We start from the raw sequence: 21,631 nt of genomic DNA, 5'->3' as shown, positions 1-21,631 counted from the left end.
TTAACGTACCTTCAGCGTCGCCAGGCCAATCAGCACCAGCATCAGCGAAATAATCCAGAAACGCACGATAACGCGCGGTTCCGGCCAGCCTTTCAGTTCATAGTGATGGTGAATCGGCGCCATGCGGAAAATGCGCTGACCGCGCAGCTTGAAGGAACCGACCTGCAGAATCACCGAGAGCGTTTCCACCACAAATACGCCACCCATAATCACCAGCAGGAATTCCTGGCGCAGCAGCACGGCGATAATACCCAGCGCGCCGCCGAGTGCCAGCGAACCCACATCGCCCATAAAGACCTGTGCCGGATAGGTGTTAAACCACAGGAAGCCCAGACCCGCGCCAACAATCGCCGTACAGACGATCACCAGTTCACCGGCGTGACGCAAATAAGGGATATGCAGGTAGTTGGCGAAGTTCATGTTACCGGTCGCCCAGGCCACCAGCGCGAAGCCGGCGGCAACGAATACGGTTGGCATAATCGCCAGCCCATCGAGGCCGTCGGTCAGGTTGACCGCATTACCGGTCCCAACGATAACAAAATAGGCCAGCAGGACGTAGAACAGGCCCAGCTGCGGCATCACGTCTTTAAAGAACGGCACTACCAGCTGAGTCGCCGGCGTATCTTTACCCGCCATATACAGCGCAAAGGCAACGCCCAGCGCAATCACCGACATCCAGAAGTACTTCCAGCGAGCAATCAGACCTTTGGTATCTTTACGCACCACTTTGCGATAGTCATCGACAAAGCCGATGATGCCGTAGCCGACGAGAACCGTCAGTACGCACCAGACGTAGGGGTTGGATGGGTAAGCCCACAGCAGAACGGAGACAACAATGGCGGTCAGGATCATGATCCCGCCCATGGTTGGCGTACCGCGCTTACTAAAGTGAGATTCCGGGCCATCGTTACGTACAACCTGGCCAAAGGAGAGTTTTTGCAGACGGGCGATCATGCGCGGGCCCATCCACAGCGAGATGAACAGCGCGGTCAGCAGGCTGACAATGGCGCGAAACGTCAGGTAGGAAAAGACGTTAAAGCCTGAATAATATTTGACCAAATGTTCGGCCAGCCATACTAACATGTTCCGTTCTCCTGTAATGCGCGTACTACCACTTCCATGGCGGCACTACGTGAACCTTTCACTAAAATGGTCATAATTTTATGTTCTGCGGTAAGCTCGCGCAGGCGAGTCACCAGCGCGGCCTTCTCGCTAAAATGTTCGCCAACTCCGCTGGCGCCGCTGATTTCTGCGCTCAGCGTACCGACGCTCAGTACGCGATCGAGCCCGGCCGCTTTTGCCGCTTCGCCCACCTGACGATGGCACGCCTGGCTTTCCGCGCCGAGTTCAGCCATATCGCCGACGACCAGTACCCGATAGCCCGGCATCTCAGACAGCACCTGTACCGCGGCGGTTAGCGAGCCAACGTTGGCGTTATAGGAATCATCCAGCAGGAGCTGGCTGTCGGTCAGTTGGATCGGGAATAAACGCCCTGGTACTGCTTGCAGATCTTTCAGACCCGCTTTGATCGCCTCATGCGTCGCACCAACCGCCATTGACAGCGCCGCTGCGGCCAGCGCATTAGCGATGTTATGGCGCCCCGGGAGCGGTAGCAGGACATCAACGCTGCCCGATGGGGTTTGCAGGGTAAATTCAGTCCCATGCGACGTCACGTGAACGTTGGTTGCCGTGAAATCGCTGTTGGCGGCATTCGGCGAAAAACGCCAGGTTTTACGCTCGCCAATTACGCTTTGCCAGTTCAGCCAGTCATTATTGTCGGCGTTCATAATCGCGATGCCGTTGAGCGGCAGGCCGGTGTAAATTTCGCCTTTAGCTTTCGCCACGCCTTCCAGAGAGCCAAAACCTTCCAGGTGGGCAGCGGCCAGGTTATTCACTAACGCGGCTTCGGGGCGGGTCAGGCTAACGGTCCAGGCAATTTCGCCCTGATGATTAGCGCCTAACTCGATGACCGCGTAGTCATGTTCCTGGGTGAGGCGCAGCAGCGTCATCGGCACGCCGATATCATTGTTCAGGTTACCTGCGGTATAGAGCGTATTCCCGCACTGGCTCAGAATCGCCGCGGTCATCTCTTTGACCGAGGTTTTTCCGGAAGATCCGGTCAGCGCGACTACGCGCGCCGGAACCTGCTGACGCACCCATGCGGCCAGTTCGCCGAACGCGAGGCGCGTATCCTTCACCACCACCTGCGGTAAATCGCAGGTCAGCTGACGACTGACCAGCAGCGCGCCCGCGCCGGCAGCTTTCGCCTGTTCGGCAAAATCGTGAGCATCAAAACGCTCGCCTTTTAGCGCCACGAACAGGCAGCCCGCCGTGACTTTACGGGTATCGGAAGTGACGTCATCAATCGCCACATCGCGGCCGTGCAGCTCACCGCGCGTGATGTCGGCGAGCTGGCTGAGAGTCAAGCGAATCATGCTACCGTCCCCAGCAAACGCGCCACGGTGACGCGGTCAGAATAATCGAGCCGGCGATTGCCGACGATTTGATAGTCCTCGTGGCCTTTGCCCGCCACCAGAACGACGTCGTTTTCTTTCGCCTGCATCACTGCATTCGTCACCGCTTCCGCACGCCCCTCCACCGCTCTGGCATGGCCCGCGTCCAGCATGCCGGCCAGAATATCGTTAATAATCGCCCGCGGCTCTTCAGTTCGCGGGTTGTCGTCGGTGACAACCACAATATCGGCAAACTCTTCGGCGATAGCGCCCATTAGCGGACGCTTGCCTTTGTCGCGATCCCCGCCGCAGCCGAATACGCACCACAGCTTACCGCTGCAGTGCAAACGCGCTGCCTGCAGCGCCTTTTCCAGCGCATCGGGCGTGTGGGCATAATCAACGACCACGGTCGGTTTACCCGGCGCGGCGAACACTTCCATACGCCCGCATACCGGCTGCAGGCGCGCGGCGGTTTTCAGCAGATCGGCAAGCGGATAACCCAGCGCCAGCAGGGTGGCTAACGCCAGCAACAGATTGCTGACATTAAAGGCGCCCATCAAGCGGCTTTCTATCTCGCCGTTACCCCAGCTGGAAGCAAACTGAACGGTTGCACCGCTGTCGTGATAGTTCACCGCAGTGGCTTTGAGCCAGCGGCCACGGCAGTTCGGGTTAATGTGATCTTCCATCGATACGGCAACCGCATCCGGCAGTTTCGCCAGCCAGCGGCGACCGACTTCATCGTCCGCATTAACAATCGCCTGACCGCAATGGTGAGTTGAGTAGAGCAGCCATTTTGCCGCTTCGTAATGCTCCATATCACCGTGGTAATCAAGGTGATCGCGGCTCAGGTTGGTGAAGACCGACGCGGCAAACTGCAGCGCGGCGACCCGGTGCTGCACCAGGCCGTGAGAGGAAACTTCCATCGCGGCGAACGTCGCCCCCTGCCCTGCCAGGCCAGAAAGGACGTGCTGAACGTCAACAGCCGAACCGGTGGTGTTTTCCGTTGGGATAACTTTCCCCAGCAGGCCATTGCCTACGGTTCCCATTACCGCACTGGTTTCGCCAAGCAGCTGCGCCCATTGCGCCAGCAGTTGCGTCGTGGTGGTCTTACCGTTAGTTCCGGTGACGCCCACCAGGCGCAGTTGTTCTGAAGGCTGATGGTAAAAACGCCCGGCCAGCGCGGATAAGCGCTCGTTGAGTTGGCTGAGATAGATAACCGGCACCCCGTGCATTTCACGGATCTCGCCGTCATGGGCCTCATCTTTGGCCTCAGCAATAATGGCAGCAACACCTTGCGCTATCGCCTGCGGGATATAACGACGCCCGTCCGCCTGATGACCTAAAACCGCGACAAAAAGATCGCCAGAAGCAGCCACCCGGCTGTCCAGCGTCATTTCTCGCAGAATTCGCTCCGGCGCATTTGGCACCCACGGAGCGAGAAGGTCGCGCAAATTACGATCTGCCACCTGTTCCCTCGCCTTGATTAATCACTAATTCACTTTTTTCAGCCGTTGCCAGCGCATCCGGTTCAATGTTCATGGTACGCAGCACGCCGCCCATGATGGCACCGAAGACCGGCGCGGAAACGGCGCCGCCGTAGTATTTGCCCGCCTGCGGATCGTTGATCACCACCACCAGCGCAAAGCGCGGATGGCTGGCGGGCGCAACGCCTGCGGTGTAAGCAATATATTTGTTGATGTAGCGGCCATCCGGCCCTACTTTTTTCGCCGTACCGGTTTTAATGGCGATGCGATAGCCTTTGATCGCCGCCTTCACGCCGCCGCCGCCGGGCAACGCCACGCTTTCCATCATGTGAACAACGGTACGAACGAGTGATTCCGGGAAGACGCGCTCGCCCGGAACCGGTGGATCAACTTTGGTAATCGACAGCGGGCGATAGATGCCGTAGCTGCCGATCGTTGCGTAGACTCGCGCTAACTGTAACGGCGTTACCATTAGCCCATAGCCGAAAGAAAAGGTGGCCCTCTCTATGTCAGACCACCGTTGTTTTTGAGGGTATAAGCCACTGCGTTCTCCGACCAACCCCAAATTGGTCGCTTTTCCAAGCCCAAAACGTGAGTAAGTATCTACTAACGCTGAGGACGGCATCGCTAACGCCAGCTTAGAAACACCGACGTTACTCGACTTCTGTAGCACCCCGGTCAGGGTCAATTCGCTGTAGCGCGCCACGTCTTTGATTTCGTGGCCGTTAATTCGGTAAGGAATGGTATTCAGCACGGTATTTTCGTTAACAATGCCGCGCTGAAGGGCCGTCATCACCACCATCGGCTTCACCGTTGAACCCGGCTCAAACACGTCGGTAATGGCGCGGTTACGCATGGTATCTTTAGACGTGCCGGCGAAATTATTCGGGTTGTACGAAGGACTGTTAGCCATTGCCAGCACTTCGCCGGTGTTGACGTCGACCAGAACCGCTGTGCCTGACTCCGCCTTGTTGAATGCCACTGCATTGTTCAGTTCGCGATAAACCAGCGCCTGGAGGCGTTCATCGATGCTCAGCGCCAGGTTATGCGCGGCCTGGCTATCGGTGGACGAAATATCTTCTATTACCCGGCCATAGCGGTCTTTACGTACGATACGCTCGCCGGGCTGGCCGGTGAGCCACTTATCGAAGCTCTTCTCAACGCCCTCAATCCCTTGGCTATCAACGTTAGTGAAGCCAATGAGGTGAGCGGTTACTTCGCCCGACGGATAGTAGCGGCGGGACTCTTCCCGCAGGTGAATCCCCGGCAGCTTCAATTTACGGATGTAGTCGGCCATATCAGGGTTCACCTGACGCGCCAGGTAGATGAAACGCATCCGTGGGTTGGTATTGATGCGCGATGCCAGCTGATCCAGCGGCATATTCAGCGCATCGGCCAGCGCCTTCCAGCGGTTGTCCAGGGTGACGCCGCCCGCTTCATGCAGCTCTTTCGGGTCAGCCCAGATCGCTTTTACCGGTACGCTCACCGCCAGCGGACGGCCGGAACGATCGGTTATCATTCCGCGCGCGGTAGAAACTTCCTGCACGCGCAGAGAACGCATATCGCCCTGGCGTACCAGCATGTCCGGGCTAATCACCTGTAGCCAGGCCACGCGGCCCAGCAGGAAGCCCAGCGCCAGCAGAATACAGCCGCACAGCAACGCAAAACGCCAACTGATAAAGTTGGCCTGTTCTTCCTGACGTTTTGCTTTTGGCGTTTTCGGCGCTGCTTTCATGCGTCGCAATAATCCTTATTTCTGTACAACGATATTTTCTTGTGATGGATCGACATGCTGCATCTGCAGCTTCTCGGTCGCGATCCGCTCAACCCGACTGTGATCGCCGAGAGCATTTTCTTCGAGGATCAGGTTGCGCCATTCAATATCCAGCGCGTCGCGTTCCAGAACCAGTTGTTCGCGCTGCGCCGTTAAGAGGCGAGTATGGTGCGCCGTTGTCACCACCGTAATCGCCGTAATAATGATGCAAATGAACAGGCAGAGTGGCAGCTTCCCGAACCGCAGAAGGTCGTCTCCGATCACGCCAGGCAAAGCATGGCGCTCGTTGCTTCCTATCGACCCTTTAACCTTGCTTAGGGCTTCTGTCACTCTGCCGATCATGCGTTCGTCCTCTCTGCAATACGCAGAACTGAACTACGGGCACGAGGATTTTCAGCTACCTCTTTTTCACCCGGCATCAACTTGCCTAATGCTCTTAGCTCACGGCCGCCCAGTTTTTTAAGCTGCTCTTCGGTCATCGGTAACCCAGCCGGAACCTGCGGACCGCGGCTTTGCTCGCGCATAAAACGCTTCACAATACGGTCTTCCAGCGAGTGGAAACTAATAATTGAGAGCCGCCCGCCCGGGGCAAGCACGCTGAGCGAGCTTTTTAGCGCCTGCTCTATCTCCTCCAGTTCACTGTTTACCCAAATGCGCACCGCCTGGAAGGTACGGGTCGCGGGATGTTTGAATTTGTCTTTCACCGGCGTTGCCGCCGCAACGACCTCCGCCAGCTCTTTGGTGCGCGTCATCGGTTCGATGCGGTTACGTTCGACGATGGCGCGGGCAATACGTTTACCAAAACGCTCTTCACCAAAAGTTTTGATGACCCAGGCGATATCGGCTTCGTCGGCGGTTTGTAGCCATTCAGCGGCAGATTGGCCGCGCGTCGGATCCATACGCATATCCAGCGGGCCATCACGCATAAAAGAAAAGCCGCGTTCAGCGTCATCCAGCTGCGGCGAGGAGACGCCAAGATCGAGCAAAATACCGTCGATCTTGCCGGTCAGGTTACGCTCGCCTACATAGTCGGCCAGCTGAGAAAATGGACCATGAACGATGGAAAAGCGGGGATCATCGATAGTTTTCGCGACGGCGATAGCCTGTGGGTCACGATCTATCGCCAGCAGGCGTCCCTCCGCTCCCAGTTGGGAGAGGATCAGACGCGAGTGACCGCCGCGGCCGAAGGTACCATCAATGTAGATACCGTCAGGACGAATATTCAGGCCGTTAACGGCTTCATCCAGAAGTACCGTAGTGTGTTTATAATTTTCCATCATTTTACAAAGACAAATCCTGCAGGCGCTCCGACAGTTCCCCGGAAGCGGACTGCTCAGCGTCGATATCTTCCTTGACCCGTTGATACCAGGTCGTTTCATCCCACAGCTCAAACTTATTGAACTGCCCGACCAGCATCACTTCTTTTGTCAGCCCGGCATGTTGCCGCAGCACCGGGGCTATTAATAGCCTCCCGGCGCTATCCATCTGACATTCGCTGGCATGTCCCAAAAGCAAACGCTGTACGCGCCGCTCGGTGGGGTTCATGCTCGATAAACGCGATAATTTTTGCTCGATGATTTCCCACTCAGGCAAAGGGTAAAGCAGCAGGCATGGGTGATGGATGTCAATGGTGCACACCAATTGACCGGAAGCGTCCTCGATCAGCCCGTCGCGGTAGCGCGTCGGCACGGCCAAACGGCCTTTACTGTCGAGATTGACTAACGTTGCCCCACGGAACATGCCAGCCTCACCCCTTTTCGCCACTTTACCCCACAAATTCCCACAAGAAGGAGTTTACGGAGCGGAGGAAAAGCTTGTCAAGCCAGCACGAATGCCAACAGAGCTCAAAAACCCATTATTTACAGCCGATATTCGCCCTGAGGAAAAATCAACCAACAAACGAGGCAAATTAACGTTATGAATATCGGTAAGAAAACAACCAACAAACTTGTAACAGTTAAAAGCAGCAAAATATCTTCTGAGGGAAAATATAAAGTGTCAGTTTGCGACGCGAGCGGCATTTTAGGCCATTCTGATGACCGTTAACAGCACCAGTTTTCATTGGGGAGGCTCTCTTACTGCGGGGTACAGCGCTTTTGGCGAGCATAAGCGTGAGGAAATGAGTGTTAATTCAGCAACTCATCCGCCGAATGTAACAAAATAATACAAATAAATACGCTAATCCTTTTATCGGTTAATTAAACCGCTAAATAAATGGCGCTAAGAATAGAATTAAAAGAGATGTCAGGAAGATTAAGGATTTGTCTGAAAGATCCTTAACCCTGCAATTTTTACGTCATTTATCCAGATTATCGCCAGACGCGTCTCCGTCTGGCGAATTTTCTACGAATAATCCTGGTATTGTGCTCAGCGACGGTTCAGGCTGCCGCGACGATAAAGGTTGCGCCGTATGCGGCTTAAACCCGGTTTGGGCTTCCGCGGTTCATCAAGGCTGGCGAGCACGATCTCCAGCACGCGTTCCGCGACATCGCGGTGGCGCTGAGCCACGGCCAAAACGGGGCACTGGAGGAAATCCAGCAGCTCGTTATCGCCAAAAGTGGCAATGGCCAGTTCAGAAGGCAGCTTCCCTTCCCGGCGCAGCGTGACGTCCATCACCCCCTGCAGTAACGGAAATGAAGTTGTAAACAGCGCCTGAGGCATCGGATGAGTTTCCAGCCACTTTTCGAAAAGCTGGGCCGCGGCTTCTCGCTCATAGCTATTTGCATAGAGGAAATGTACCTCTCGGGGATCGTCCTTCCACGCCGTACGGAATCCCTGCTCGCGCAGGAAGCTCACGGAAAGCTCCGGCAAAGCGCCGAGATACAGCACCGTTTCAGCGGGAAACTTACGCAGCTCCGCACCAAGCATTTCGGCATCATCCTGATCGGCGCCAACTACGCTGGTGAAGTGTTCTCGATCGAGAGCGCGGTCGAGGGCGACAATCGGGAAAGGATCGTTAGCCCAGCGCTGATAGAACGGATGTTCAGGCGGTAATGAGGTGGAAACGATAATCGCGTCGACCTGTCGCTGCAGCAGATGCTCAATACAGCGCATTTCGTTATCCGGCTGATCCTCGGAGCAAGCGATCAATAGCTGATAGCCGCGCTGGCGCGCCTGACGCTCCAGGTAATTAGCGATGCGCGTATAGCTGGTGTTTTCCAGGTCCGGGATAACCAAACCGATAGAACGCGTACGTCCTGCACGCAAGCCTGCAGCAACCGCGTTGGGGTGATAGTTGTGCTCACGAACGACCGCCATCACCTTCTCAACAGTTTTATCGCTAACGCGATACTGCTTCGCTTTACCATTAATCACATAGCTAGCGGTCGTTCGCGAGACGCCGGCCAGCCGGGCGATTTCATCCAGTTTCACAATTGCCCCTTGGGTAATAAGTACAGAACATAACCATTCTTCAGGTACGAGCTCGTTTTTATAACATCTAAGCGCAGAAAAGTAAGCGCAGCAACCGCTTTAGTCCACAGTTCCCACCGAATTCGCAAAAAAATAGCCCGGCACGCTGTGTCGGGCTATTTTTACGTCAGTTTCAGGGCTCAACGCATGATTTTGTCACCGCGAGATAAACCAACCACGCCCGAGCGGGCGACTTCAACAATTCGCGCCACGTCGCGCAGAGAAGCCAAAAACGCATCCAGCTTGTCGCTGGTTCCCGCCAGTTGAACAGTATAGATAGACGGCGTGACATCGATAATTTGCCCGCGGAAGATTTCCGTATTGCGTTTCACCTCATCGCGTCCATAGCCGCTCGCCTGCACTTTCACCAGCATAATTTCACGCTCTACGTGCGCGCCTTGCCCAAGCTCGTTAACGCGCAGAACGTCGACCAGCTTATGCAGCTGCTTTTCGATCTGCTCAATGGCTTTCTCATCACCAACGGTTTGAATCGTCATGCGGGATAGCGTCGGATCGTCCGTCGGCGCTACCGTCAGACTTTCAATATTATAACCACGCTGGGAAAAGAGGCCGATCACGCGGGATAAAGCACCCGATTCGTTCTCCAGTAATACTGATAATATCCGGCGCATAATCAGGTCCTCTCCGTTTTGCTCAGCCACATCTCGTCCATACCGCCGCCGCGGATCTGCATAGGGTATACATGCTCACTGCCATCAACCGTCACATCGACAAAAACCAGTCGATTGTTACGCACCTGCGCCAGCGCCTCAGCGAGTTTCGCTTCCAGTTCCTGCGGGTCGCTAATACGAATGCCCACATGGCCATAGGCTTCCGCTACGCGGGCAAAATCAGGCAGTGACTCCATATAGGATTGCGAATGGCGGCCCGAATAGAGCATATCCTGCCACTGCTTCACCATCCCGAGGTAGCGGTTATTCAGGTTCAGCACCAGCACCGGCAGCTCGTACTGCAGCGCGGTGGAGAGCTCCTGGATATTCATCTGGATACTGCCATCGCCGGTGACGCAAATGACCGTCTCTTCCGGCAGCGCCATCTTCACGCCAAGCGCAGCAGGAAGGCCGAACCCCATGGTTCCCAGACCACCCGAGTTGATCCAGCGCCGCGGTTTATCGAAAGGATAATAGAGAGCGGCGAACATCTGATGCTGACCGACGTCGGACGTTACGTACGCATCGCCGTTAGTCAGCCGCCAGATCGTTTCAATAACCGCCTGCGGTTTAATCTTGCCGCTTTGCGTGTCGTATTGCAGGCAGTGACGCGCGCGCCACTGTTCAATTTGCTGCCACCAGTCGCGAATTTCATCGAGTGGCTGCTGTGTCTCCTCGTGTTCGAGCAGCTCCAGCATCTGTTCCAGCACCAGGCGAGCGTCACCCACAATAGGCACGTCGGCAGGAACGGTTTTGGATATCGAAGTCGGATCGATATCAATATGCAGCACCGTAGCGTTCGGACAGTAGCGGGCCAGGTTATTCGTCGTACGATCGTCAAAGCGCACGCCAACGGCGAAAATCACGTCGGAATTGTGCATGGTCATATTGGCTTCATAGGTCCCATGCATGCCCAGCATCCCTAATGCCTGCTGGTGCGACGCAGGGAAAGCGCCCAGCCCCATCAGAGATGAAGCTACCGGTAACTTCAGTTTCTCAACCAGCGCGTATAGCTGCGGTTCACATTGCGCATTGATCGCCCCGCCCCCTACATAAACGACCGGTTTTTTTGCCGCTATCAGCGTCTGCAGCGCTCGCTTAATCTGCCCTTTATGACCGGACGTCGTCGGATTATAAGAACGCATGCTAACCGTATCCGGCCAGCTGTAGGGCAGTTTTTTAGCCGGGTTGAGAATATCTTTCGGTAAATCCACGACGACCGGACCAGGGCGCCCGCTGGCGGCCAGCCAAAACGCTTTTTTCAGTACGCCGGGAATATCTTCGGTTTGCTTAACCAGAAAGCTGTGCTTTACCACCGGTCGGGAGATGCCAACCATGTCGCACTCCTGGAAAGCATCGTAACCAATTAAGGAGGTCGCGACCTGGCCGGAAAGAATCACCAGCGGGATGGAATCCATATAAGCCGTCGCAATGCCGGTGATGGCGTTGGTCGCCCCCGGGCCCGAGGTCACCAGTACCACTCCGACTTCGCCCGTTGCGCGAGCAAGACCATCCGCCATATGAACGGCCGCTTGCTCATGACGGACCAGAACGTGATCGATTCCGCCAAGGGTGTGTAACGCATCATAGATATCGAGGACCGCGCCCCCGGGATAACCGAACACCTGCTTGACGCCCTGATCGACCAGCGACTGGACGACCATTTCGGCTCCTGACAACATCTCCATGGTTTGCCTCCCGGCTTATTGTTTTTAACGACAGCGGAATCCGATTTCCGCGCGCTCGCACAAGACGAAGCGCAATAGCTTCGCATTGAGATGAATAGACTGCATGCCGTTACCATAACTGCTCGCTTACGGGCAGGCAATTGGCGAGCGTCGGCGCTTGACCGGCATTAAAAGAATAAAAGAAAGATTCGCAGGTAAAACACGGTGAAAAACTTCGGCGATAAGAAAATATGATAGTCAATGCTCGGGGAAAATAACCAACAGCAGCAAATCATCCATTTTTTATCTGACCGCGTTGGTTACCGAACAATGCAAACAGAATAAAATTCTGCATTTAGTGATTTTTGTCACACAAAGCAGGAGCCGAAGCCCCCGTTTGTATTGCGACAGTTTAGCGCTGGCAGATACTCACCAGCAATTCTTCCATCCACTGATGGCCTTTATCGCGGCCTGCCGCTTCATGCCAGGAGAGATAGCAGGTACGGCTATTGACCTTCAACGGTAGAGGTAATATTTGCAAATCCAGCTTATCGGCGAACTCGCTGGCCAGCCAGCGCGGCGCGATAGCGACCATATTGGTTTGGGAAACAACGTTTAATACGCTAACCATTGCGTTGCCTTGATAGGCAATACGAGACTGTTTATCCGCAGTGTCATACCATGGCTGACTAAATGATGCGTAACGATCAAGAGCGACAACGGCGTGCTCCTCCTGATAAATATCATTTTCCATCAGCGGCCCGGAAATACGCGGATGCTTGCGACTTGCCACCAGTACCATTTCATCTTTAAATAAAGGTACGCAGGCAAACTCAGGACGACGAAACTCTTCATAACCAATAACGAATTCAATTTCCTGATAGCGTAATTGATGTTCCGTGTTTTGATTCAATGCCGATTTAAAGACCAAATGAATGTTGGGCGCAATCTCGCCAACTTTGTTGAAAATAACCGAAGTTAAAGCGTTATCCAGCGGGCTGCACACGCATAAATTAAAGACCCGTTCGCTGCTGAGCGGCTCAAAGCCCGAGCCCGGTAATTCGTTTTGCACCAGCTGCAGAGCCTGCCGTACGGAACCAAATAGCTGGAAAGCCCGCGCCGTAGGCTGGATGCCGCGCCCATAACGAACAAACAGCTCATCATTAAACATCACTTTCAGGCGCGAGACCGCATTGCTGACCGCCGGCTGGGACATTCCCAGAGAGTGCGCCGCACGGGTGATATTTTGCTCCTGCATTACCGCATCAAATACGGTTAACAGATTGAGGTCGACCATCCGCAGCTGGGGTTTTGTGTTTTCTACCTCAGAGGTCGACTTATATTCAGTACCTTCATTTAACATATTTAACTCCACTGTCACGCTAAATTCCCTTTGCCAAAGTGCAGTAATTAATTCTCAGAATATCATTTATCATGCATATGACATTTACAAAAGGGCAAAGATGAATTTTAGGAATATATCAAGGTTATGAGTGGCGACGAAAAGTCTGCATTTGAAAGTACCCGCGACCACTTAAACCATATTGTTTACTTGATAAAATCAAGTGTACCCATAAATATCAAAAATAAACAATAACAGCAGTGGTTAACTTTAACTTAAGCATTATTAAAATATCAGCTTAAGCCATCCTTAAACTTCACATTTTATTATCATTGATAATGAACCATCATATTCACAAACACATTCACAAAACAAATAAGTTTATAATTTTCATCAGGATATCATCCTGCGCGACAGCGATATCCATGAAGATTCAATTGAAAATAAAAATTATCAAATGGTGAAAATAACTCAACATGAAGTGATGTCCAAAAAAGGATCATCGGCCAAAAAGCGCGATCGTCAGCACAATTAGCTAATGCGCCTGTTAGGTAAAAAGACGTTTTCTACGCCCGGGGGTTGACATCAAAACCCATATCCAGTAACTCTAAAAGCATAACGATTTCATCTGGAGCATGACGCAATGATTCGCAGCATTCGCTTTCTCAGCCTACTACTACTAAACGCATCCATTTTGCGCGGTAGGCTGTTGGGCGACGTTCATCGTTAAGTCATCTTCCAGCAAGACTATAAAACCCGCGCCAATGCGCGGGTTTTTTTATGCTCGCTAGCAAGGCGCCAGGACACAGACCAAGGATCTAAACCATGAGCCAGCAAGTCATTATTTTCGATACAACCTTACGCGACGGTGAACAAGCGTTACAAGCCAGCCTGAGTGTGAAAGAGAAACTGCAGATTGCTATGGCCCTGGAGCGGATGGGCGTTGACGTGATGGAAGTCGGTTTTCCGGTTTCATCCCCGGGCGATTTTGAATCCGTGCAAACCATCGCACGCACCATCAAAAACAGCCGCGTTTGTGCGCTGGCCCGCTGCGTTGAGAAAGATATCGACGTTGCGGCGGAATCGCTGAAGGTCGCGGAAGCCTTCCGTATTCATACCTTTATCGCCACCTCACCGATGCACATCGCGACCAAGCTGCGCAGTAATCTGGATGAAGTGATTGAACGCGCCATCTATATGGTTAAGCGCGCCCGCAACTACACTGACGACGTTGAGTTTTCCTGTGAAGATGCTGGCCGTACGCCGATTGCCGATCTGGCCCGCGTCGTCGAAGCCGCGATAAATGCCGGCGCAACGACCATCAATATCCCTGATACCGTCGGCTACACCATGCCGTTCGAATTCGCCAATATCATAACCGGCCTGTACGAACACGTTCCCAATATCGATAAAGCCATTATCTCCGTCCATACCCATGACGATTTGGGTATCGCGGTGGGTAACGCCCTCGCCGCAGTCCATGCCGGCGCTCGCCAGGTTGAAGGCGCAATGAACGGCATCGGCGAGCGCGCGGGTAACTGCTCGCTGGAAGAAGTGATTATGGCGATTAAAGTGCGCAAAGACATTATGAATGTGCACACCCGCATTAATCACCAGGAAATCTGGCGTACCAGCCAGACCGTCAGCCAGATCTGTAATATGCCGATTCCTGCCAACAAAGCGATCGTCGGTACCGGTGCCTTCGCCCACTCTTCCGGTATTCACCAGGATGGCGTGCTGAAGAATCGCGAAAACTACGAAATCATGACGCCAGAATCTATCGGTCTGAACCAGGTACAGCTGAACCTGACTTCCCGCTCCGGCCGCGCGGCGGTGAAACACCGTATGGAAGAGATGGGCTATAAGGACAGCGACTACAACATGGATCACCTGTATGAAGCGTTCCTGAAGCTGGCGGATAAAAAGGGCCAGGTATTTGACTATGACCTGGAAGCGTTAGCCTTTATTAACAAACAGCAGGAAGAACCGGAGCATTTCCGTCTGGATTACTTCAGCGTGCAGTCCGGTTCCAGCGACATCGCAACCGCCTCCGTGAAGCTGGTCTGCGGCGAAGAAACCAAAGCTGAGGCCGCCAACGGCAACGGGCCGGTTGACGCCATCTACCAGGCGATTAACCGCATCACCGGCTATGAGGTTGAGCTGGTCAAATATGACCTGAACGCCAAGGGTCAGGGCAAGGATGCGCTGGGCCAGGTGGACATCGTGGCAAACTACAACGGCCGCCGCTTCCACGGCGTTGGCCTGGCGACGGACATCGTGGAATCCTCCGCGAAAGCGATGGTTCACGTCCTGAACAATATCTGGCGCGCCGCTGAAGTCGAAAAAGAATTGCAACGCAAAGCTCAGAATAAAGAGAACAATAAGGAAACCGTGTAATGTCGAAGAATTACCATATTGCTGTTTTACCAGGTGATGGTATTGGCCCGGAAGTCATGAACCAGGCAATGAAAGTACTGGAAGCCGTTCGCAACCGTTTTGATATGCGCATTACCACCAGCCAGCATGACGTTGGCGGTATCGCCATCGATCGTCAGGGCACTCCGCTGCCTCAGTCTACCGTTGAAGGCTGCGAGCAGGCTGACGCAATTCTGTTCGGCTCCGTTGGCGGACCGAAATGGGAGCATCTGCCGCCCGCTGAGCAGCCGGAGCGCGGTGCGCTGCTGCCCCTGCGGAAACACTTTAAATTATTCAGCAACCTGCGTCCGGCTAAGCTGTATCAGGGGCTGGAAGAGTTTTGCCCGCTGCGCGCCGATATCGCCGCCAACGGCTTCGACATTTTATGCGTGCGTGAACTGACCGGCGGCATTTACTTTGGCCAGCCGAAGGGTCGCGAAGGTAGCGGTCAGCATGAAAAAGCATTTGATACCGAGGTATACCACCGCTTCGAGATTGAGCGTATCGCGCACATTGCCTTCGAATCCGCCCGTAAACGTCGTCACAAAGTGACTTCTATTGATAAGGCTAACGTCCTGCAGTCCTCTATTTTATGGCGTGAAATCGTTAGTGAAATCAGTAAGCAGTATCCTGACGTTGAGCTGTCGCATATGTACATCGACAACGCCACCATGCAGCTGATTAAAGATCCGTCTCAGTTCGACGTTCTGCTGTGTTCCAACCTTTTCGGCGACATCCTTTCTGACGAATGCGCCATGATTACCGGTTCGATGGGCATGCTGCCGTCAGCCAGCCTCAACGAGCAAGGCTTTGGTTTATATGAACCAGCAGGTGGCTCCGCGCCGGATATCGCCGGCAAAAACATCGCTAACCCTATCGCGCAGATCCTCTCGCTGGCGCTGCTGCTGCGCTACAGCCTGGATGCCGACAACGCGGCCACTGCGATTGAGAACGCGATCAACCGCGCATTAGAAGAAGGCGTACGTACCGGCGATTTAGCGCGCGGTGCGGCGGCGGTCAGTACCGATGAAATGGGCGATATCATTGCCCGCTATGTCGCTGAAGGGGTGTAATCATGGCGAAGACGTTATACGAAAAATTGTTTGATGCTCACGTCGTTTATGAAGCGCAAAACGAAACCCCGCTGCTGTACATTGACCGTCATCTGGTTCACGAGGTGACCTCGCCGCAGGCGTTTGACGGCCTGCGCGCCCATAAACGTCCGGTACGCCAGCCGGGTAAAACCTTCGCCACGATGGATCACAACGTATCGACGCAAACTAAAGACATTAATGCCTCCGGCGAAATGGCGCGTATCCAGATGCAGGAGTTGATTAAAAACTGCAAAGAGTTCGGCGTTGAACTGTATGACCTGAATCACCCTTACCAGGGCATCGTGCACGTGATGGGGCCGGAACAGGGTGTGACCCTGCCGGGCATGACCATCGTCTGCGGCGACTCCCATACGGCAACCCATGGCGCATTCGGCGCGCTGGCATTCGGTATCGGCACCTCCGAAGTCGAGCACGTTCTGGCAACGCAGACGCTGAAGCAGGGCCGCGCCAAAACCATGAAGATTGAGGTCAAGGGTAAAGCAGCCCCGGGCATCACCGCCAAAGATATCGTTCTGGCGATTATCGGTAAAACCGGCAGCGCCGGCGGCACCGGTCATGTTGTCGAATTTTGCGGCGAAGCCATCCGTGATTTAAGCATGGAAGGCCGTATGACTCTGTGCAATATGGCAATCGAAATGGGCGCGAAAGCGGGCCTGGTGGCGCCAGACCAAACCACCTTCGATTACGTGAAAGGCCGTCTGCACGCGCCGAAGGGCCAGGATTTTGACGAAGCCGTCGCCTGGTGGAAGACCCTGACTACCGATGATGGCGCGACGTTTGACAGCGTTGTCACGCTGCAGGCGGAAGATATTGCTCCGCAGGTCACCTGGGGCACCAACCCAGGGCAAGTGATATCCGTCACCGACATCATCCCGGATCCGGCATCGTTCAACGACCCGGTAGAGCGCGCAAGCGCGGAAAAAGCGCTGGCCTATATGGGGCTGAAATCTGGCGTACCGTTAACCGAAGTAGCGATTGATAAAGTCTTTATCGGTTCCTGCACCAACTCGCGCATCGAAGACTTACGCGCGGCCGCCGAGATCGCTAAAGGCCGTAAAGTGGCGCCGGGCGTTCAGGCGCTGGTCGTTCCTGGTTCCGGCCCGGTGAAAGCGCAGGCCGAAGCGGAAGGTCTGGATAAAATCTTTATTGAAGCCGGTTTTGAGTGGCGTTTACCCGGCTGCTCTATGTGCCTGGCGATGAACAACGACCGCCTGAATCCGGGCGAGCGCTGCGCTTCCACCAGCAACCGTAACTTTGAAGGCCGTCAGGGCCGCGGCGGGCGCACCCATCTGGTTAGCCCGGCCATGGCAGCCGCGGCGGCCGTTACCGGTCATTTCGCCGATATCCGTAGCTTGAAATAAGGAAACCCTCATGGCAGAGAAATTTATCAAACATACCGGCCTGGTGGTTCCGCTGGATGCCGCGAACGTCGATACTGATGCAATCATTCCAAAACAGTTTCTGCAGAAAGTCACGCGTACCGGTTTTGGCGCCCATCTGTTTAACGACTGGCGCTTCCTGGACGATAAAGGCGAACAGCCTAACCCGGAATTCGTGCTGAACTTTCCGGAGTATAAAGGCGCCTCTATCCTGCTGGCGCGAGAAAACTTCGGCTGCGGCTCCTCCCGCGAGCATGCGCCGTGGGCGCTGACCGATTACGGTTTTAAAGTCGTCATCGCGCCCAGCTTCGCCGATATCTTCTATGGCAACAGCTTTAACAATCAGCTGCTGCCGGTCACGCTGAGCGAAGAACAGGTTGATGAGCTCTTTAAGCTGGTCCAGTCTCAGCCCGGCATTAAGTTTGAAGTCGATCTGCAAGCCGAGGTCGTGAAAGCTGGCGATAAATCCTGGAGCTTTAAAATTGACGCTTTCCGCCGCCACTGCATGCTTAACGGCCTGGACAGCATCGGTCTGACCCTGCAGCACGAAGAGGCCATCTCGGCCTATGAGAAAAAACTGCCGGCTTTTATGAATTAAGGCGAACCGCCATTGCTATCTCAGCCCGGACGAACATCCGGGCTTTTTTCTGCCGATGAAAATGAGATCTAGCGCACATATATAATATCCAGACTGATTTGATAGATAGAAAAATTTGCCGATAAAAAAATAAATCATTATCAATTGGGCATCTATTCAATCATTCACCTATTTTTTTTGTGTCATTCCACAAGTACAAGTAAAAATTCGATTGAAATATTTAAGATAAAAACATGAATATGTGAATTGAATGTTAATCCCATAGAGTCCCCCTATAGCTCCACGCAAAAAAAAGCATTATTTTTCTATTGGACGCCTCGTTATCTTTCCCCACAGAGAAATATTAACTTTGGACCGGCCAGGATCGCCCAATAGCGGCCATCAGGCATCCAGTGGAGAGAGCATATGAGCCACTACCCCCATCTTTTTTCCCCGTTGACCATTAACGGGATGACAATAAAAAACCGCATCATTATGCCGCCAATGGGGACCAACCTGGCGAGCCTGAACGGTGAAGTCACTCAGGAACAGATTGACTACTATGAGCTACGCGCGCGGGGCGGCACAGGCCTCATCACTATCGAGAATATTTGTATCGATTTTCCATTCGCTTCTAATGGCACAACCCAGCTGCGTATCGATAACGATCAGTATATTCCGCGCCTGTTCAAATTAACCGAAACCTTACATAAACACGGCGCCTGCGTCGGTATTCAATTAAACCACGCTGGCGCATCGGCCTATGCATATCGCCTGAACGGCGAAATGCCGCTTTCCTCTTCCAGCACGCCGTCCAAAAAGAACGGTAATATTCCCCGTCCGATGACGCACGACGAGATATATCATGCCGTCGATAAGTTTGGTGATGCTGCGGAGCGCGTTCGCCGCGCTGGTTTCGACTGTGTGGAAATTCACGCCGGCCACTCTTATTTAATTAGTCAGTTTTTATCACCGCTGTTTAATAAGCGTACCGATGAATTTGGCGGCAGCGTAGAGAATCGCGCCAGAATATTAACCTTAATCGTCGATAAGGTACGCGCCTGCGTAGGTCCGCGTTTCCCGGTCAGCCTGCGTATTAGCGCCGATGACTTCCTGGAGGGCGGGAATACGCTCGAAGATTCCTTGCGGATCCTCGAATTGTGCCAGGAGAAAGTCGATATTATCAACGTCTCCGCCGCGCAAAACGACAACCTGAATTTCCAGATTGACCAGATGTCTCTGGAAGATGGCTGGAAGCGCTATCTCTCCCGTGCGGTACGCGACAAATTCCACAAGCCAACGGTAATTGCCGGCAATATCCGTACCCCGAAAGTCGCTGAAGATATTATCGCCAGCGGCGATGCTGACCTGATAGCCATTGGCCGCGGACTGATCGCCGAGCCGGAGTGGGTACAAAAAGTGCAGAGCGGTAACGAGCGTTTGATGCGGAAATGCATCTCCTGCAACATCGGCTGCGCGGATCACCGCATCGCCCGCTCCCGCCCTCTGCGCTGCTCGATTAACCCGGATATTATCCACGGCGATGCCTATAAACAGCAGCGCGTTATCCGCGATACCAACGTCGTGGTTATCGGCGCGGGTACGGCGGGAATGGAAGCGGCCTGCACCGCGGCGGAAGTCGGCTGCCATACCTGGCTGCTGGAAGAGAAGCACAGCATCGGCGGACTGGCCAGCGAGATCTCCCTGCTGCCGGAGAAAAAGCGTATCGCCGATTTTCCGCAGTTTATGAAAAACCGTATCGCCTCGCTCGATAACCTGATGCTGCAGGTCGGCAAGCGCGCCACCGTGGCATCCGTTTCCGCTCTTCGCCCGGATTTAATCGTCAACGCAACCGGTTCAGTTCCTCTGCTGCCGCCAATTGAAGGACTGCGCGAGAACATCGATGTCGAAGGCGGAAACGTCTTCTCCATCACCAACATGATTCATCATCTGGACCAGTTTGCCGATGCTACAGGTAAACGCATCGCTGTCGTCGGCGCAGGCGCCGTAGGTCTGGATGTTATTGAATACTTCTCCGCGCGCGGCGCCAGCGCCGTGCTTATCGAGATGCAGGACGCGCCGGGACGCGACCTGGACATCATTACTAAAAATGCCATGTTGACCATGCTCGATGAACATCACGTGGAACAGCACATGCGTACGCAGCTGGTTGCCGTCACCCCAACGCATTTCACCGTTAAAAATGCGGATGGCACCTTTGACATTCCTTTTGATTACGGCTTCGTCTGCCTGGGAATGCGCGCCAATACCGCCGGTCTCACTGAGATTGAACAATGGGCCAGAGCCAATAACGTAAAAATAATGAACATCGGCGACAGCCTGATGGCCCGGCGAATCATTGATGGCGTGCGCGAAGGGCGCAACGTGCTGGACACCCTTGAAGATATGGGCGCTCTCGGCAACCGCGAATCGACAAAAATTCCATTTCTAACATATTGAGGACTTTATCATGGCAGAACGTATTACTGGACACACCGAGCTGATTGGCCTGATTGCGACCCCGATTCGTCACAGCATGTCGCCGACTATGCATAACGAAGCCTTTGCCCATCTGGGACTGGACTACGTTTATCTGGCGTTCGAAGTAGGTAATGAAGAGCTGAAAGATGTCGTACAGGGTTTTCGTGCATTAAAACTGCGCGGCTGTAACGTCTCCATGCCGAACAAAACGGAGATTTGCCAGTATCTGGACAAACTCTCGCCGGCGGCAGAACTGGTTGGCGCGGTGAATACCGTGGTGAACGACAATGGCGTCCTGACCGGCCATATCACCGATGGCACCGGATATATGCGCGCGCTCAAAGAAGAAGGCATTGATATCATCGGCAAAAAAATGACCGTTCTGGGCGCTGGCGGTGCGGCAACCGCGCTCTGCGTTCAGGCCGCGCTTGATGGCGTCAAAGCGATCTCCATCTTCAACCGCAAAGATAAATTCTTCGCCAACGCAGAACAGACCGTTGCCAAAATCCGTAATAACACCAACTGCGAGATCCACCTGTTCGATCTGGACGATCATGACAAACTGCGCGCGGAAATCGACAGCAGCGTCATTCTGACCAACGCCACCGGCGTGGGGATGAAACCGTTTGAAGGCCAGATGCTGCTGCCTGACGACAGCTTCCTGCGCCCGGACCTGATCGTTTCTGACGTGGTCTACAACCCGCGCAAAACTTATCTGCTGGAAGTGGCTGAGAAAAAAGGCTGCCGCACCATCAACGGTCTGGGGATGATGCTCTGGCAAGGCGCGCGCGCTTTTGAAATCTGGACAGGCAAAGAAATGCCGGTTGAACACGTCAAAAATATCCTGTTCTAAGGATGGGCG

The 21,631-nt window shown here is 54.0% G+C and carries 17 protein-coding genes; 6 read left to right on the top strand and 11 right to left on the bottom strand.

From position 1 onward, the window contains the following. The 11 genes from mraY to leuO form a co-directional block, all read right to left on the bottom strand. Complete coding sequence (mraY, locus tag ABLV11_RS27830; protein ID WP_004098585.1) at nt 1-1,083, bottom strand: phospho-N-acetylmuramoyl-pentapeptide-transferase; 1,083 nt, start codon at nt 1,081-1,083, stop codon at nt 1-3. Next, a complete protein-coding gene (gene murF, locus ABLV11_RS27825; protein WP_126488453.1) occupies nt 1,077-2,435 on the bottom strand; it encodes a UDP-N-acetylmuramoyl-tripeptide--D-alanyl-D-alanine ligase in 1,359 nt (452 codons plus the stop codon). The genes mraY and murF overlap by 7 nt, the downstream gene beginning before the upstream one ends. Next, complete coding sequence (gene murE / locus ABLV11_RS27820) at nt 2,432-3,919, bottom strand: UDP-N-acetylmuramoyl-L-alanyl-D-glutamate--2,6-diaminopimelate ligase (RefSeq protein ID WP_023320323.1); 1,488 nt, start codon at nt 3,917-3,919, stop codon at nt 2,432-2,434. The genes murF and murE overlap by 4 nt, the downstream gene beginning before the upstream one ends. After that, nucleotides 3,906-5,672 carry a peptidoglycan glycosyltransferase FtsI gene (locus ABLV11_RS27815; RefSeq protein ID WP_004098582.1) on the bottom strand — a complete coding sequence of 589 codons (1,767 nt, stop codon included), beginning with the start codon at nt 5,670-5,672 and terminating at the stop codon, nt 3,906-3,908. The genes murE and ABLV11_RS27815 overlap by 14 nt, the downstream gene beginning before the upstream one ends. 15 nt (nt 5,673-5,687) lie before the next feature. Beyond that, nucleotides 5,688-6,053: a cell division protein FtsL gene (gene ftsL / locus ABLV11_RS27810; protein WP_002888550.1), complete on the bottom strand. Its 366-nt coding sequence runs from the start codon at nt 6,051-6,053 to the stop codon at nt 5,688-5,690. Beyond that, a complete protein-coding gene (rsmH, locus tag ABLV11_RS27805; protein ID WP_004108121.1) occupies nt 6,050-6,991 on the bottom strand; it encodes a 16S rRNA (cytosine(1402)-N(4))-methyltransferase RsmH in 942 nt (313 codons plus the stop codon). Before rsmH ends, ftsL begins: the two co-directional genes overlap by 4 nt. A 1-nt stretch (nt 6,992) precedes the next feature. Next, nucleotides 6,993-7,451: a division/cell wall cluster transcriptional repressor MraZ gene (mraZ, locus tag ABLV11_RS27800; RefSeq protein WP_004108122.1), complete on the bottom strand. Its 459-nt coding sequence runs from the start codon at nt 7,449-7,451 to the stop codon at nt 6,993-6,995. 627 nt (nt 7,452-8,078) lie between these two features. Next, a complete protein-coding gene (gene cra, locus ABLV11_RS27795; RefSeq protein WP_004098577.1) occupies nt 8,079-9,083 on the bottom strand; it encodes a catabolite repressor/activator in 1,005 nt (334 codons plus the stop codon). A 179-nt stretch (nt 9,084-9,262) separates the two neighbouring features. Continuing rightward, entirely contained in the window at nt 9,263-9,754 is a 492-nt protein-coding gene (gene ilvN, locus ABLV11_RS27790) for an acetolactate synthase small subunit (protein ID WP_004098573.1), read from the bottom strand. Nucleotides 9,755-9,756: 2 nt separating this feature from the next. Next, on the bottom strand, nt 9,757-11,481 hold the full coding sequence (gene ilvI, locus ABLV11_RS27785; RefSeq protein ID WP_004108124.1) for an acetolactate synthase 3 large subunit: 1,725 nt from the start codon (nt 11,479-11,481) through the stop codon (nt 9,757-9,759). 391 nt (nt 11,482-11,872) lie between these two features. Then, nucleotides 11,873-12,841, bottom strand: a complete 969-nt coding sequence (gene leuO, locus ABLV11_RS27780; RefSeq protein ID WP_097365569.1) for a transcriptional regulator LeuO — start codon at nt 12,839-12,841, stop codon at nt 11,873-11,875. Between the two features lie 786 nt (nt 12,842-13,627). Here leuO and leuA point away from each other — a divergent pair. The 6 genes from leuA (at nt 13,628) to ABLV11_RS27750 (ending at nt 21,622) form a co-directional block, all read left to right on the top strand. Further along, complete coding sequence (gene leuA / locus ABLV11_RS27775; RefSeq protein ID WP_004108142.1) at nt 13,628-15,199, top strand: 2-isopropylmalate synthase; 1,572 nt, start codon at nt 13,628-13,630, stop codon at nt 15,197-15,199. Beyond that, nucleotides 15,199-16,290 carry a 3-isopropylmalate dehydrogenase gene (leuB, locus tag ABLV11_RS27770; protein WP_004108145.1) on the top strand — a complete coding sequence of 364 codons (1,092 nt, stop codon included), beginning with the start codon at nt 15,199-15,201 and terminating at the stop codon, nt 16,288-16,290. Before leuA ends, leuB begins: the two co-directional genes overlap by 1 nt. Before the next feature lie 2 nt (nt 16,291-16,292). Next, nucleotides 16,293-17,693: a 3-isopropylmalate dehydratase large subunit gene (leuC, locus tag ABLV11_RS27765; protein WP_004108147.1), complete on the top strand. Its 1,401-nt coding sequence runs from the start codon at nt 16,293-16,295 to the stop codon at nt 17,691-17,693. A gap of 10 nt (nt 17,694-17,703) precedes the next feature. Further along, nucleotides 17,704-18,309: a 3-isopropylmalate dehydratase small subunit gene (gene leuD, locus ABLV11_RS27760; protein WP_049094813.1), complete on the top strand. Its 606-nt coding sequence runs from the start codon at nt 17,704-17,706 to the stop codon at nt 18,307-18,309. 405 nt (nt 18,310-18,714) lie between these two features. After that, nucleotides 18,715-20,748 carry an FAD-dependent oxidoreductase gene (locus tag ABLV11_RS27755; protein ID WP_004108151.1) on the top strand — a complete coding sequence of 678 codons (2,034 nt, stop codon included), beginning with the start codon at nt 18,715-18,717 and terminating at the stop codon, nt 20,746-20,748. Nucleotides 20,749-20,758: 10 nt separating this feature from the next. Then, entirely contained in the window at nt 20,759-21,622 is an 864-nt protein-coding gene (locus ABLV11_RS27750) for a shikimate dehydrogenase (RefSeq protein WP_004108154.1), read from the top strand. Nucleotides 21,623-21,631 lie beyond the last annotated feature (9 nt).

This window comes from Klebsiella sp. GW_Kp181, assembly GCF_040062315.1.
GTDB lineage: Bacteria > Pseudomonadota > Gammaproteobacteria > Enterobacterales > Enterobacteriaceae > Klebsiella > Klebsiella oxytoca.
This window is presented reverse-complemented; position numbering and strand designations above follow the sequence as displayed.

Bases quoted from the DNA above. Each gene is read 5' to 3' on its own strand.
- mraY (WP_004098585.1), bottom strand. From the start codon at position 1,083: ATGTTAGTATGGCTGGCCGAACATTTGGTCAAATATTATTCAGGCTTT.
- murF (WP_126488453.1), bottom strand. From the start codon at position 2,435: ATGATTCGCTTGACTCTCAGCCAGCTCGCCGACATCACGCGCGGTGAG.
- ABLV11_RS27815 (WP_004098582.1), bottom strand. From the start codon at position 5,672: ATGAAAGCAGCGCCGAAAACGCCAAAAGCAAAACGTCAGGAAGAACAG.
- ftsL (WP_002888550.1), bottom strand. From the start codon at position 6,053: ATGATCGGCAGAGTGACAGAAGCCCTAAGCAAGGTTAAAGGGTCGATA.
- rsmH (WP_004108121.1), bottom strand. From the start codon at position 6,991: ATGATGGAAAATTATAAACACACTACGGTACTTCTGGATGAAGCCGTT.
- mraZ (WP_004108122.1), bottom strand. From the start codon at position 7,451: ATGTTCCGTGGGGCAACGTTAGTCAATCTCGACAGTAAAGGCCGTTTG.
- ilvN (WP_004098573.1), bottom strand. From the start codon at position 9,754: ATGCGCCGGATATTATCAGTATTACTGGAGAACGAATCGGGTGCTTTA.
- ilvI (WP_004108124.1), bottom strand. From the start codon at position 11,481: ATGGAGATGTTGTCAGGAGCCGAAATGGTCGTCCAGTCGCTGGTCGAT.
- leuA (WP_004108142.1), top strand. From the start codon at position 13,628: ATGAGCCAGCAAGTCATTATTTTCGATACAACCTTACGCGACGGTGAA.
- leuB (WP_004108145.1), top strand. From the start codon at position 15,199: ATGTCGAAGAATTACCATATTGCTGTTTTACCAGGTGATGGTATTGGC.
- leuC (WP_004108147.1), top strand. From the start codon at position 16,293: ATGGCGAAGACGTTATACGAAAAATTGTTTGATGCTCACGTCGTTTAT.
- leuD (WP_049094813.1), top strand. From the start codon at position 17,704: ATGGCAGAGAAATTTATCAAACATACCGGCCTGGTGGTTCCGCTGGAT.
- ABLV11_RS27755 (WP_004108151.1), top strand. From the start codon at position 18,715: ATGAGCCACTACCCCCATCTTTTTTCCCCGTTGACCATTAACGGGATG.
- ABLV11_RS27750 (WP_004108154.1), top strand. From the start codon at position 20,759: ATGGCAGAACGTATTACTGGACACACCGAGCTGATTGGCCTGATTGCG.